This is a genomic window from Bacillus sp. LR--39, from assembly GCF_053613335.1.
Window position 1 is genome coordinate 1750317 of the sequence record NZ_JBSIOT010000001.1, and the last position, 12574, is coordinate 1762890.

14 protein-coding genes and 1 pseudogene are annotated in these 12574 nt (G+C 45.9%); 12 read left to right on the forward strand and 3 right to left on the reverse strand.

Annotation, left to right across the window (positions count from 1 at the left end; genetic code table 11):
* Positions 1-73 precede the first annotated feature (73 nt).
* The 4 genes from ACWHAR_RS08270 (at position 74) to ACWHAR_RS08285 (ending at position 1656) form a co-directional block, all read left to right on the forward strand.
* A complete protein-coding gene (locus ACWHAR_RS08270; RefSeq protein ID WP_032874528.1) occupies positions 74-643 on the forward strand; it encodes a YjgB family protein in 570 nt (189 codons plus the stop codon).
* 98 nt (positions 644-741) lie between these two features.
* On the forward strand, positions 742-1143 hold the full coding sequence (locus ACWHAR_RS08275) for a ribosomal maturation YjgA family protein (RefSeq protein WP_029325856.1): 402 nt from the start codon (positions 742-744) through the stop codon (positions 1141-1143).
* 43 nt (positions 1144-1186) lie between these two features.
* Positions 1187-1360: a YjfB family protein gene (locus tag ACWHAR_RS08280; RefSeq protein WP_012117340.1), complete on the forward strand. Its 174-nt coding sequence runs from the start codon at positions 1187-1189 to the stop codon at positions 1358-1360.
* A gap of 113 nt (positions 1361-1473) precedes the next feature.
* Positions 1474-1656: a hypothetical protein gene (locus ACWHAR_RS08285; protein WP_074534190.1), complete on the forward strand. Its 183-nt coding sequence runs from the start codon at positions 1474-1476 to the stop codon at positions 1654-1656.
* Positions 1657-1939: 283 nt separating this feature from the next.
* Here the strand turns inward: ACWHAR_RS08285 and ACWHAR_RS08290 are convergent.
* Positions 1940-2336 (reverse strand): annotated as a pseudogene (locus tag ACWHAR_RS08290) (MgtC/SapB family protein); the annotation flags it as partial.
* Between the two features lie 361 nt (positions 2337-2697).
* On the opposite strand from ACWHAR_RS08290, the gene ACWHAR_RS08295 reads away from it, so the two are divergent.
* On the forward strand, positions 2698-3123 hold the full coding sequence (locus ACWHAR_RS08295) for a MarR family winged helix-turn-helix transcriptional regulator (protein ID WP_032875203.1): 426 nt from the start codon (positions 2698-2700) through the stop codon (positions 3121-3123).
* The gene (locus ACWHAR_RS08300) at positions 3107-3454 is read left to right on the forward strand and encodes a DUF3147 family protein (protein WP_032874522.1); all 348 of its coding nucleotides are present in this window, start codon (positions 3107-3109) and stop codon (positions 3452-3454) included. Before ACWHAR_RS08295 ends, ACWHAR_RS08300 begins: the two co-directional genes overlap by 17 nt.
* A 194-nt stretch (positions 3455-3648) precedes the next feature.
* On the opposite strand, the gene ACWHAR_RS08305 is transcribed toward ACWHAR_RS08300, so the two are convergent.
* Both ACWHAR_RS08305 and ACWHAR_RS08310 read right to left on the reverse strand, forming a co-directional pair.
* Complete coding sequence (locus tag ACWHAR_RS08305; protein ID WP_032874520.1) at positions 3649-4332, reverse strand: HAD family hydrolase; 684 nt, start codon at positions 4330-4332, stop codon at positions 3649-3651.
* A 17-nt stretch (positions 4333-4349) separates the two neighbouring features.
* Positions 4350-5111, reverse strand: coding sequence for a DeoR/GlpR family DNA-binding transcription regulator (locus ACWHAR_RS08310; RefSeq protein WP_032874518.1), 762 nt, complete (start codon positions 5109-5111; stop codon positions 4350-4352).
* Between the two features lie 252 nt (positions 5112-5363).
* Between ACWHAR_RS08310 and lacG the strand changes: the two genes are divergently transcribed.
* The 6 genes from lacG (at position 5364) to galT (ending at position 12532) form a co-directional block, all read left to right on the forward strand.
* The gene (gene lacG, locus ACWHAR_RS08315; RefSeq protein ID WP_032874516.1) at positions 5364-6764 is read left to right on the forward strand and encodes a 6-phospho-beta-galactosidase; all 1401 of its coding nucleotides are present in this window, start codon (positions 5364-5366) and stop codon (positions 6762-6764) included.
* A 62-nt stretch (positions 6765-6826) separates the two neighbouring features.
* Entirely contained in the window at positions 6827-7141 is a 315-nt protein-coding gene (locus ACWHAR_RS08320) for a PTS lactose/cellobiose transporter subunit IIA (RefSeq protein ID WP_007407323.1), read from the forward strand.
* 11 nt (positions 7142-7152) lie between these two features.
* The gene (locus ACWHAR_RS08325) at positions 7153-8850 is read left to right on the forward strand and encodes a PTS lactose transporter subunit IIBC (protein WP_032874514.1); all 1698 of its coding nucleotides are present in this window, start codon (positions 7153-7155) and stop codon (positions 8848-8850) included.
* A gap of 15 nt (positions 8851-8865) precedes the next feature.
* The gene (locus ACWHAR_RS08330; protein ID WP_032874512.1) at positions 8866-10035 is read left to right on the forward strand and encodes a galactokinase; all 1170 of its coding nucleotides are present in this window, start codon (positions 8866-8868) and stop codon (positions 10033-10035) included.
* 3 nt (positions 10036-10038) lie between these two features.
* A complete protein-coding gene (gene galE / locus ACWHAR_RS08335) occupies positions 10039-11031 on the forward strand; it encodes a UDP-glucose 4-epimerase GalE (protein WP_032874510.1) in 993 nt (330 codons plus the stop codon).
* A 1-nt stretch (position 11032) separates the two neighbouring features.
* Positions 11033-12532 (forward strand): UDP-glucose--hexose-1-phosphate uridylyltransferase, encoded by a 1500-nt coding sequence (gene galT, locus ACWHAR_RS08340; protein ID WP_032874508.1) that lies wholly within the window; start codon positions 11033-11035, stop codon positions 12530-12532.
* Positions 12533-12574 lie beyond the last annotated feature (42 nt).

A 12574-nucleotide genomic window follows, 5' to 3' on the forward strand; every position in this document is an offset into this window, starting at 1 on the left:
GGCCTTTCACTAAAACATCTCGTTTATCTCAGGAAACATACGGGTATGAGCGGTAAAAAGGAGGCGTTCACATATGTTGAAGAAAAAAACACTCGCCACGGGATTATCGGCAGTGATGCTCACGGGATGCGCATTCGGTGCAGAGGCATTTTCGGTTACACAGCCCGTCCATGCCGCAGCCGCTTCAAAAACGGAAAACCAGCGTGCACAAGAACTGGTGAACAGCCTTTACCAATCGGCGTTTAAAGGGGAAATGCCGCAACATGTGAAAGGCCTGAAAATCAACCAAAGCACAAGACAGGACGTTTACGATAAAATCGGCGAGCCGGAACAAAAAGCAGACAGCCGCAATCCATTTGATTTATACAGCTGGAACATGGGAAACCCCGGTTATGGATTTTCCTATCATAAAAACGGAAAAATCTCGGAAATACGCTATTTCGGAACAGGGGTCGAGCGGCGCTTAAACCTCGGCGGCGTCACACCTGACGTCTTAATCAAACAAATCGGCAGCGCTGACAAAATCCTGACAGTGCCAAAAACGGGCGAAACAGATTACGTCTACCATACGGGGCAGTATGAGCTCCGCTTCGTCATCGGCAGTGATCAAAAAGCAGACCATGTCAGCTTAAAAGCAAGATAACGCGAAAAAAGCGGCCTCCCGGGCCGTTTTTTTCATAGACAGCTTCTCCGTCGTTCCTTACAATACATGGGAGTACAAAAAAAGGGGAACAGTGTGAAGTGAATAGACATCCATTGACATACGGAATATGTACCGTTTTTATCATCGCCCTCGGTTTGCTGTCCAGAACCGCATACATCACCGCCCTATTGCCCGGCATCATAAACGCTTATTTAGGAGATGCCTTGTGGGCGGCAATGATTTTTACAGGATTCGGGCTTTTATTTCGGCACATCCGGACGGAAACAGCCGCTATCCTGAGCCTATCGTTTTGCTGTCTGATTGAATGCAGCCAGCTGTATCACGCGCCGTGGATTGACGCAATCAGAAGCAGCACGCTCGGTGGGCTGATCCTCGGCTGGCAATTTGTCTGGAGTGACATTTTCGCCTATACCCTCGGGGTATGCGCTGCCGCATTTTTAGAATGGGCCGTAAAAAGAAACCGCCAGTCCCCTTCATAATCGGAGCACGCCGCCGATATGAAGGGATAAGGAGGTGGAAGCTATGGATATCCCTGCGTTATCAATCGCTATGCACCAGGCATCTCTGGCGCAGAATGTAAATATCGCTTTAACAAAAACGGTCATGCAGCATGCACAGGCTGCGGCGGAAGAAACAGTGAAAATGCTGCCGTCCCAGCACCCGACTGCCGGCCATTCAATTGATGTGAAAGTGTAAAAAAAGATGCCGGATGATAACCGGCGTCTTTTTTTTGCCCGTTGTACGTACACCATACCGGGCATACAGGAATAAGGTAAACGGAACCAACATTTGAAAAGGAGGTTTTCCTCTTGTACGATCCTTTCTATCATGAAGACACAGCCGAGAGCCACGAACGGGTGCCATATCATTATCCGCGGCCGCCTTATTATTTCCCCAGACCATATCCATACTACCCGCGGCCGCCTTATTATTTCCCCAGACCGTATCCATACTATCCGCGGCCGTATATCCCGTTCTATCCCTGGTATTAATATTTGAATAGAAATGACTGCAGACAGGAGGCTTCCCCTGTCTGCTATTCAACTTTGACCGACAGGATATACGGGAGGGCTTGAACTTTTTCCATTACCGCCGCTTTCCCGCTTTTGCTTTTCACCCTTCCCTTCACTTCAAGCACCGCCTTATTCAATTCATAGGACGTAATAAGAATTCCTTTTTCCTCAAGAGAAGTTAAAATATCATTCATGACGGCTTTCTCCTCAATCCTGAAACTGACAGACAAAGAATGCGCCGCCGGTTTAAACAGAAAATTTAACAGTTCAAGCCCGATTAACGCCAAAATCGTGCCGCTGATGCCAATGACATACATACCTGCCCCGATCGTCAGCCCGATCCCCGACGTAGCCCAAATCCCCGCGGCCGTCGTAAGCCCCCGCACGACATGCCGCTGCAAAATAATCGTGCCGGCTCCTAAAAATCCGACGCCGCTGACGACCTGCGCCGCCACCCGGCTCGGATCAAAGGACGTATGGCTGTTGGATAACAAATCAAAAAAGCCGTATTTAGAAACGATCATCATCAAGGCGCTGCCGACGGCCACTAAAAAATGCGTCCTCAAACCGGCTTCCTTCGCCCTGAATTCTCTCTCCAATCCAATAAGAGCCCCAAGCAGACCCGCAACCGCCAGACGAATCACAAAATCAAGTTCCATCCGTCTCTCTCCTTTCCTTATCTTCTTACCCGCTTTTTATCCCCCGTATCTTTTTCAATCAGCACAAGACTGCCCAGCTGAAAAAAACTGCATTTGAATATATACTTTGGTTCTTTATCATATTGTCAGTGCTCTTATTTATATGCGGAAGGTATTAAGCTGACGTTTCTAAAATAAGGAAAATAACTTATTGAGAGTATATTAAACAAGTTTATTCGTTGAAGCTGCGGCCGCTTGTCTCTTCCAATCTTCTAAAAACAGAACGAATGCCGCTCCCTCATGCTCAAAAATTGCTTTCAATCCGCAAAAATATATCGTAATATAAGATATAATCTTAATAAACGATAGAAGGTGGATGATGATGTCAAACGAAATAATCCGATTAAATGACCTCTGGACAGATATTTACTACCGGCTCCGTTATCAGCACCATGAAAAAATTACTCACCAAGGTGTACGGATTCTGCAAGTCATTCAAAAAGAGAAGGCAGTCGGAATAAAAGACATTGCCGAAGCGATTCAAGTATCACATAATACCGCTTCGGAACATATAAAGCGGTTACTGCAGAAAAAGTACGTTTATAAAACCAGAAGCGTTGAGGATGAGCGGAAAGTCATTTTAAAACTTACCAGTTTGGGAGCTGATGTCCTTTACCGGCATTCCGGTCTTGATGAAGAAAAGCTTAAACAGCTTCTTTTTGACAGCATGAATAATGAAGAAAGAACACTTGTCTTAAAAGCATTCAGTTTGATGAAGGAGCGTGCTGAAGATGTTTACGATCGTTAAAATCATTGTCTCCGCTGCTATTATTGGGATTATCACTGAAATATCAAGAAGAAGCCCGAGTTATGGAGGTATTATAGCGGCTTTACCAATTGTCAGTATGCTGAGCATGGTTTGGCTGTACATCCAAGGCGAAACGAAGGAGACATTAAGTCATTTTGCATTCAGCGTGGCTTCCGGCATCCCCTCCACAGTCATTATGCTGGTCATTATCGGCATCTCCCTTCGCCATTCACTGTCTTTCATTGCCGCATCAGGGCTTGGACTTACAGGATGGCTGGTTTTCTTGTATGCTCAGGATTTTATCGTAAAACATATAAACAGTCAGCAATAAGCACCTTAGCGCTTGTTTGTAAATACGAGAAATAAAAAAAACAGGGATACCCCTGTCTTAAAAGTGACTCCGATTAAAAAGCGAAACCCCTTTCTTCACGAGAAGCAGACACCGCCGAACACAAAAACATCCCGTGTTGAGAACGGAGTCCGCAGCCTGTACAGCCATATCGGCATGAAGAACCGGCTGATCTCTCAAACAGAATGTCCGGCAATCACCTCAAAAAACGAGGTGAAATCTGTCAGTATCCCGTCAGCCGCCAGCTGTTTTTCTTCAAATAGCGCGCGGTTTTTTCCGAGCGGGTCAATGGCTATAATCTTGCCTGCACCTGCTTTTTTCGCCGCTGTGAGCCCCGAAAAGGCATCTTCAATGACTACGCATTCTTCAGGTCTGAGGCCTAACTTTTCCGATGCGATGAGAAAAATATCCGGCGCCGGTTTTCCGGGGAAGCTCCCGTCATCAAACGTGACTTTGTCAAAATCAAACCACCGATCCAACTGAAAGACGTCAAAGTAAAACTCGACATTTTCCTTTACCGTAGCCGTGGCAATGGTCATTGGCGTTTCTGATTTTTTCAGATGGTTCAATACCCCGGTCAGTCCTTTCGTCAGCTTTAACTCATCTTTGTTTTCAAGGCATAATTCTCTGTAGTAGGCTTCTTTTTCAAAAGACAGCTTCTCGATTTCTTCATTTGTTAAATCGCCGGAAATAAAATACGTCAGGATTTCACTGTTTGTTCTCCCGTGAATGTTAACGAAAATGTCTTCATCAGAAATGGTTTTCGGCGCGTATTTTTTCACCATGAAAAACCATGCTTTTTCGTGCAGATGCGAATCTTGAAACATCGTGCCGTTGAAATCAAAAATAACCCCTTTCATCGAACCGCCCGCCTTTTTTATTTTTTTGCGATTTTGACATCTACATATTGCTCGTAATGAATTTGAACATCTTTCATCACTTTATCATCCGTAATCAGATAGTCCATATCGTGCAAGTTATAGAACACGTAAAAATCTTCCCGGTTGAATTTTTTATTATCCGCCAGCAAAAATTTCGTCCGCGAATTATTCAGCGCGATTTGATGAGCCTCCCCTTCTTCAATGCTGTAAGAAGAAATCTCATCATTATGTATGCCGTTGGCGCTGATGAAGGCTTTCGTAAAATTGAATTTCTGCAGATTGCCGTTCACGATGGGCCCGACGAAGGCACCGGTGTTTTTTCGGAAATCGCCGCCAATCAGGATGGTATCCGCAGTGTCACCATGTTTTAAAATATCAAATACGGGATAGTTGTTTGTGATAATCCTGATTCGCTTATGCAGCAAGTGTTTGGCTAAAAGTTCAATCGTCGTGCCGGGCCCTAAAAAAACGGTATCGCCGTCATTTACATAGGAAGCTGCGAGTTCCGCGATCTTCTCCTTCTCCTCCATTTGAACACCCAGTTTTTCATTATGCGATAATTCGTGATCAATGGAATAAGATATGCTCTGTGCGCCTCCGTGAATACGTACGATTTTTCCGGCCTTATCCAGCTCGTCCAGATCTCTTCTCACTGTCATATCAGAAACTGCCAATTCATCGATAATATCACTCACCGTAACAAACCCCCGCGAGTTTACGATATCGATGATTTTTAAAAGACGCTCTTTTTTTAACATGTTCAATCATCCCCTCAACTTTACACACAATCTAACACACCGCGGCAATCCGGTCAACAAAAACAAACACTAACAAACAACATAATCAACATATAAAACAACGAAAAACTTATAAAACCCCTATTAAAATAGATTTTATTTCTTTATGAAGCTATTGACAACAAAAATGTATGCGTTTACTATTAAACAAAAGATAACAATTACAAACATTAACAAACTTCAATTCACACATTGGCGAAGGAGGATTCAGCAATGCTCAAATTACCTCATGACTTTATTTTCGGCGGGGCGACTGCGGCATATCAAGCGGAAGGCGCCACAAAAGAAGGCGGCAAAGGGCCTGTGGCCTGGGATGAATTTCTTGAAAAACAGGGAAGATTCAGCCCTGATCCGGCAAGTGATTTTTACCGCCAGTTTCCGGAAGATATTAAACTATGTGAAAAATTCGGAATAAACGGCATCCGCCTTTCTATAGCCTGGACGAGAATTTTCCCTGACGGCACGGGCAAAATCAATCAGGAAGGTGTTGATTACTATCATCGTATTTTCTCAGAGTGCCATAAACGCAACGTCACCCCTTTTGTCACGCTGCATCATTTCGATACACCGAAAGGATTATTTGATCAGGGAGATTTTCTCAACCGCGCTGCGATAGAAGCGTTTGTCAGCTATGCGGAGTTTTGCTTTAAAGAATTCAGCGAAATCAGATATTGGAGCACGTTTAACGAAATTTATCCCACAGCCACCAACCAGTATTTACTCGGGGTTTTCCCGCCATCTGTTAAAAGTGATATCACAAAAGTCATTCAATGCCTCCATCACATGATGGTAGCGCATGCGATGACCGTCAATCTTTTTAAAGACGGCGGCTATCCGGGAGAAATCGGTGTCGTCCACTCATTGGAAACAAAATATCCCGCCAGTGACTCAGAAGAAGACCGCCACGCCTGTTTTCTGGATGACGCGTTATCAGTGAGATTCCTCCTCGATGCCACCTACCTCGGCTATTATTCTGAGGAAACCATGCGGGCTCTGGATGAAATCTGTGAGGCAAACGGCGCTTCATACGAGTTTTCAGACAGTGACTTTGACGTGATGAAAAAAGCTTCGACGCACAATGATTATCTCGGCATCAATCATTATCAATGTCATTTCGTCAAAGCGTACGACGGAGAAACCGTTATTCACCATAACGGAACGGGCGATAAGGGCACTTCGGTCTATAAAGTAAAAGGAATCGGCGAAAGAATTTACAAAGAAGGCCTGAAGCGGACTGATTGGGACTGGCTCATTTATCCTGAAGGCATGTATGACATGCTGATGCGCATCAAACGGGACTATCCGCAATATAACAAAATTTACATTACCGAAAACGGCATGGGCTATAAAGATGAGTTTGAAGACGGCATCATTATGGATAAGGCAAGAATCGACTATTTAAAAGTCTATTTAGAAGCCGTCAGTAAAGCGATTACCGACGGAGTCAATGTAAAGGGGTACTTCTTATGGTCCTTAATGGATTTATTTTCATGGACCAACGGCTACAACAAACGTTACGGTCTTTTTTACGTCGACTTCGACACCCAAAAACGGTATCCGAAAGAATCGGCCTACTGGTACAAACTTGTAAGTGAAACAAAAACAATCATTTAACGATCATACATGATGAAAAGAGTCTCTTTTCATCATGTGTGCCGTCTTTAGGAGGTTTTTTCATGACAAAGGAAGAATTGCAGATGCTCGGTTTTGAAATTGTCGCCTATGCCGGTGACGCCAGAAGCACTTTATTGAAAGTCCTGAAAGAAGTCCGTGCCGGAAACTTCGAAAACACGGAAGCAGCATTGAAAAGCGCCGATGAAAATTTAACCCTCGCCCACAATGCGCAAACGAAAATGTTAGCTGAAGAAGCTGACGGCAAGGACATGGAATTAGGGTTTATTTTCGTTCACGGTCAGGACCACTTGATGACAACCCTTTTGCTCCGTGATCTTATTCAGGATTTTATAGAACTCTACCGAAGCCGCCGATAAGGAGTGGAAAAATGAACGGTATCATCAAGCAAATCGAAAAGGGAAAACCGTTTTTTGAAAAAATCTCAAGAAACATTTATTTAGGCGCGATCCGCGACGGCTTCTTAACGGCCATGCCTGTTATTTTATTCTCCAGCATTTTCATCCTCACCGCCGCTGTGCCGGAAGTGTTGGGTTTCACTTGGCCTAAAAGTGTTTCTGAATGGCTTTGGAAAGTTTATAACTATTCAATGGGCGCCCTCGGTCTGATCGTTGCGGCAACAAGTGCGAAATGCCTGAGTGAATCAATGAACCGAAAAATGCCTAAAAACAAAGGGATCAACCCCGTTTCAGCGATGCTTGCTTCAGTCGTCGGGTTTCTCATTTTAAGCGTCACTCAAATCGACGGCGGATTCTCCACGGAATACCTCGGCACAAAAGGTCTTTTAGCCGCTTTTGTATCCGCTTTTATAACAGTGAACGTTTACAGATTCTGCGTGCTGAAAAATATTACGATTAAAATGCCTAAAGAAGTACCGGGTACCATTTCACAAACATTTAAAGATGTTTTTCCGTTCGCTTTTTCCGTTCTGGCCATGGTCATCATTGATTTATTGATCAGGAATACGCTGAACGTATCTTTTGCAGAGGCTCTCTCCTCTCTCTTATCGCCGTTTTTTACCGCCGCAGACGGTTATCTGGGGATTTGTGTCATTTGGGGGATGATGGCGCTGTTCTGGTTTGTCGGCGTTCACGGGCCTTCTATTGTGGAGCCGGCCATCGCAGCTATTATTTACGCAAATGTAGAGGCGAACCTTCAGCTTCATAATGCCGGTGAGCAGGCGTCCAACGTGCTGACCGTCGGACTCGGGAACTTCGTCGGCACAATGGGAGGGACCGGCGCAACCCTTGTTGTTCCGTTTATCTTTCTTCTTTTCGCGAAATCCAAGCAATTGAAAGCAGTCGGAAAAGCATCCGCGGTTCCGGTGTCTTTCGCAGTAAACGAACCTCTGCTCTTTGCTGCGCCGATCATTTTAAATCCTTATTTTTTCATTCCGTTTGTTGTAACGCCGATGGTGAATGTCTGTCTGTTTAAATTTTTCGTGGATGTCATCGGAATGAACAGTTTTATGTATGTTCTTCCGTGGGCCACCCCGGCGCCCGCCGGCTTGATTCTCGGAACCGGCATGGGGCTCTCGGCTTTTGTGCTGACGGCTGTATTAATCATTGTCGATTTCCTGATATACCTGCCATTCTGCAAAGCTTATGACAAAGTATTAGCGGCGAAAGAAGCCCAACACACCGAGCCTGAAAGCGCGCCGCAAACATTACAGCCCGCCATGGCCGGTGCCTCAGAAGACGCGGCCTCCGTCATCAGCACAAATTTTCAGGAATCCTCATCCGCCTTGGAACACGGCACCAATGTGTTAGTGCTGTGCGCTGGAGCGGGAACGAGCGCCATGCTTGCGAACGCACTGACAGAAGGAGCCGAAGAATACAACGTGCCGATTACCGCCTCAGCAGGCGCCTACGGTTCCCATTACGACATCATGAAAGACTTCGATATGATCATTTTGGCTCCGCAAGTCGGCTCTTATTACGATGACATTAAAGAAGATGCGGACCGCCTGCATGTGAAACTCATCGCAACGAAAGGAGCGGAATATATCAGTCTCACCAGAAATTCACAAAAAGCCATTCAGTTCATACTGGAGCATACCTCAAAATAGAATCGGAGGTTTATCATGGATGCCAAACTTTTGAAATCAAGATTCGAAGACATTTTCAAGAGAAGTAACGGGGAACTGTTTTTCGCACCCGGCCGGATCAACCTGATCGGGGAACATACGGATTATATAGGCGGCCATGTTCTCCCCTGCGCGATTACGATCGGAACTTATGCCGTATGCGCAAAGCGCGGAGATCACCAGATCCGGTTATACTCAGAAAACTTTACTGACAGCGGCATTGTCTGTCTTGATCTTTCCGCCACAGCATACAAAAAAGAAGACGGCTGGGCCAATTATCCGAAGGGGATGATCCATTACCTTCTTGAAGCCGGCGGCCAAATAGACAGCGGAGTGGATATTCTTTTTCACGGTACGATTCCAAACGGAGCCGGTTTAAGCTCCTCCGCTTCTATTGAAATGTTAACCGGCTCCATTTTAAGGAGGTTATTCAGTCTGGATGTTTCCGATACTGAACTGGCGCTTATCGGAAAAAGAGTCGAAAATGAATTTATCGGCGTGAATTCAGGCATTATGGATCAATTCGCAGTGCAAAAAGGCAAAAAGAACATGGCCATTCTGTTAAACTGCGATAAGCTTGAGCACGAAATGATTCCGGCTGCTTTTAACGGATATAAAATCGTCATTATGAATACGAACAAGCGCCGGGAGCTGGCGGTTTCAAAATATAATGAACGCCGCAGCGAATGCGACGCAGCTCTTTCAGAACTGCGGCAATATCGGAATATCGCATCACTTGCGGAATTGACGGCAGAAGAATTCAACGAACTCGAATCCCTTCTCTCCTGTGAAACTTTGCGTAAAAGAGCCCGGCACGCGGTCAACGAAAACGAGCGGACCCTCTCAGCCGCGGAGGCTCTCAAATCGAATGATTTGAAAACGTTCGGCGAGCTGATGAATGCGTCCCACCGTTCGTTACGCGATGATTACGAAGTGACCGGTGACGAATTAGACGCGCTCGCTGAAGCAGCCTGGAAAGAAGGAGCGCTCGGAGCGCGGATGACGGGCGCGGGGTTCGGGGGCTGCGCCATAGCCATTGTGGAAAGTGAAGAAACCGCCGGCTTTACCCGGGCCGTTTCATCTCACTACCGCAGCAGGACAGGTCTTGAAGCTTCTTTCTACATCGCGGATATAAGCGATGGCGCGGCTGAATGGAGGGAAAAATAAATCATGGCGATTCTCGTTCTCGGCGGAGCCGGCTATATCGGTTCTCATGCGGTTGATCAATTATTAAACAAAGGATTTGAAACGATAGCTGTGGATCATCTGCAGACAGGCCACCGGAAAGCCGTTCATGAAAAAGCAGTTTTTTACCATGGAGATATCCGTGACAAACCGTTTCTTCGCTCTGTGTTTGCGAAGGAGAACGTAACAGGCGTTCTCCATTTTGCCGCTCAATCCCTTGTCGGCGAATCAATGAAAGACCCTCTTTCATATTTCAATAATAATGTGTACGGTACGCAAATTACGCTGGAGGTCATGCAGGAATTCGGGGTGAAACACATTGTGTTTTCTTCATCCGCCGCTGTATACGGCGAACCTGAAAAAGTGCCCATCACAGAAGACATGCCGGAAAAGCCGGAAAGCGCATACGGCGAATCAAAACTCATGGCAGAAAAAATGTTGAAGTGGTGCGAAACCGCCTGCGGCATAAAATATGTCTCGCTTCGGTATTTTAACGTTGCCGGCGCGAAAACGGACGGTTCCATCGGAGAAGATCATCATCCAGAAACCCACCTTATCCCTATCCTTTTACAAACCGCGCTCGGTCAGCGCGAGGAGGTTTTGATATTCGGCACTGACTATGATACAAAAGACGGCACGTGCATCCGCGATTATGTCCATGTTTCCGATTTAATCGATGCCCATATTCTCGCTCTGGAATATTTGCAAAACGGCGGAGACAGCGGCATTTTCAATTTAGGATCAAGCAGCGGGTTTTCCGTATCAGAAATGGCGGAAGCGGCCAGGCAAGTGACCGAAAGAGACATAAAAGTAAGAGCGGCCGCAAGAAGACCCGGTGATCCAAGCACCCTCATCGCTTCCAGCGATAAAGCGCGGAACATTCTGGGCTGGAATCCGAAACAAACGGACATATCGGAAATCATTGCGTCAGCATGGAATTGGCATCGGCAACATCCAAACGGATACAAGGACAAATGAAATGGAGGCGGCGGTCATTGAAGTTTTTGAATCAGTGGCAGGGTTTCTGAAAGAAAGCACTGTCTTAGGCGACATAAATGAAACGGATGTGATTTATACAAGAAACAGACTTCTCGATCTGCTCGGACTGACGGATTATGCAGAACCGAAGCATATCAAGAAACAAAACAGGCTTCACTATTTGGACGAAATGGTGAAAGACGCGGTAAAACGGTCAATCATTAACGATACGCCGGCTGAAAGAGACATGCTGGGAAGCAGAATCATGGACGTGATCACACCGGCCCCTTCTCTGATCAATGCCGCATTCAGCAAATTGTTATCAGATTGTCCGAAAAAAGCAACAGATTATTTTTATAGATTGAGTCAAAACAACGACTATATTAAGACGCGGGCCATTCGAAAAAATATCGTGTACCGCTCACCAACACCTTTTGGAGAATTGGACATCACCATTAATTTATCAAAGCCCGAAAAAGATCCTAAAGACATCGCCGCGATAAAAAACAGCCCGGAAAACCGTTATCCGACATGCCTGCTCTGTATGGAAAACGAGGGGTATGCCGGAACACCGCATCACCCTGCCCGTTCAAACCACCGCATCATCAGGCTTGACTTAGCGGGAGAACAGTGGGGTTTTCAATACTCTCCTTATGCGTATTACAGCGAGCATGCCATCTTTCTTTCAAGCGTGCACAAGCCGATGAACATCAGCCGTGACAGCTTCAGAAGGCTTCTGGCCATTACGGAAATCTTCCCGCATTATTTCGCGGGATCAAACGCAGACTTGCCGATCGTAGGAGGCTCCATTCTTTCTCACGATCATTATCAAGGCGGCGGCCATGAGTTTCCGATGGCAAAAGCGGGTTCCCTCTACCCTTTTCATATGCGTCATTTTCCAGACGTTCAGGCCGAAGCCGTGAAGTGGCCGGTATCAGTGATCCGCCTTCGCGCAAAAGATCCGGATTTGCTGACAGATGCCGCTGCGTATGTTTTTGAAAAGTGGCGGGAATATTCAGACGAAACCGTCAGCATCATCGCAAAGACAAATGAACCCCATAATACCGTCACTCCAATTGCCAGACGCAGGGGAACGGATTTCGAAATGGATCTCGCTCTCAGAAACAACCGCACCTCCGAAGATTATCCGGATGGCATTTTTCACCCGCATCAAGATGTCCATCACATCAAAAAAGAAAATATCGGTCTGATTGAAGTGATGGGACTTGCCGTTTTACCTCCCCGCCTGAAAGATGAGCTGGCAGAAGTGAAAAAGTATTTACTGAATGAACCTCATGACATCAAAGACATTCATCTTCCGTGGGCTGAAAACATCAAAGCGGATAAAGACGTGACACCGGAAAATGCAGCCGCTGTTATACAAAAAGAAACCGCGAATGTATTTTTACGCGCGCTGACCGATGCAGGCGTTTTTAAAATGACACCCGAAGGAATTCAGGCGTTTCAGCGTTTCACGACGTTATTGGAGAATGGCAGCTGAAACATTCAGAGTGAAATCAATCAACAATCTTTTTTATCAGGA

Excerpts from the sequence above, each read along its gene's own strand:
- lacG (WP_032874516.1), top strand. The coding sequence starts at position 5,364 with ATGCTCAAATTACCTCATGACTTTATTTTCGGCGGGGCGACTGCGGCA.
- ACWHAR_RS08300 (WP_032874522.1), top strand. The coding sequence starts at position 3,107 with ATGTTTACGATCGTTAAAATCATTGTCTCCGCTGCTATTATTGGGATT.
- ACWHAR_RS08310 (WP_032874518.1), bottom strand. The coding sequence starts at position 5,111 with ATGTTAAAAAAAGAGCGTCTTTTAAAAATCATCGATATCGTAAACTCG.
- ACWHAR_RS08270 (WP_032874528.1), top strand. The coding sequence starts at position 74 with ATGTTGAAGAAAAAAACACTCGCCACGGGATTATCGGCAGTGATGCTC.
- ACWHAR_RS08330 (WP_032874512.1), top strand. The coding sequence starts at position 8,866 with ATGGATGCCAAACTTTTGAAATCAAGATTCGAAGACATTTTCAAGAGA.
- ACWHAR_RS08295 (WP_032875203.1), top strand. The coding sequence starts at position 2,698 with ATGTCAAACGAAATAATCCGATTAAATGACCTCTGGACAGATATTTAC.
- ACWHAR_RS08320 (WP_007407323.1), top strand. The coding sequence starts at position 6,827 with ATGACAAAGGAAGAATTGCAGATGCTCGGTTTTGAAATTGTCGCCTAT.
- ACWHAR_RS08325 (WP_032874514.1), top strand. The coding sequence starts at position 7,153 with ATGAACGGTATCATCAAGCAAATCGAAAAGGGAAAACCGTTTTTTGAA.
- ACWHAR_RS08280 (WP_012117340.1), top strand. The coding sequence starts at position 1,187 with ATGGATATCCCTGCGTTATCAATCGCTATGCACCAGGCATCTCTGGCG.
- ACWHAR_RS08305 (WP_032874520.1), bottom strand. The coding sequence starts at position 4,332 with ATGAAAGGGGTTATTTTTGATTTCAACGGCACGATGTTTCAAGATTCG.
- galT (WP_032874508.1), top strand. The coding sequence starts at position 11,033 with ATGGAGGCGGCGGTCATTGAAGTTTTTGAATCAGTGGCAGGGTTTCTG.
- galE (WP_032874510.1), top strand. The coding sequence starts at position 10,039 with ATGGCGATTCTCGTTCTCGGCGGAGCCGGCTATATCGGTTCTCATGCG.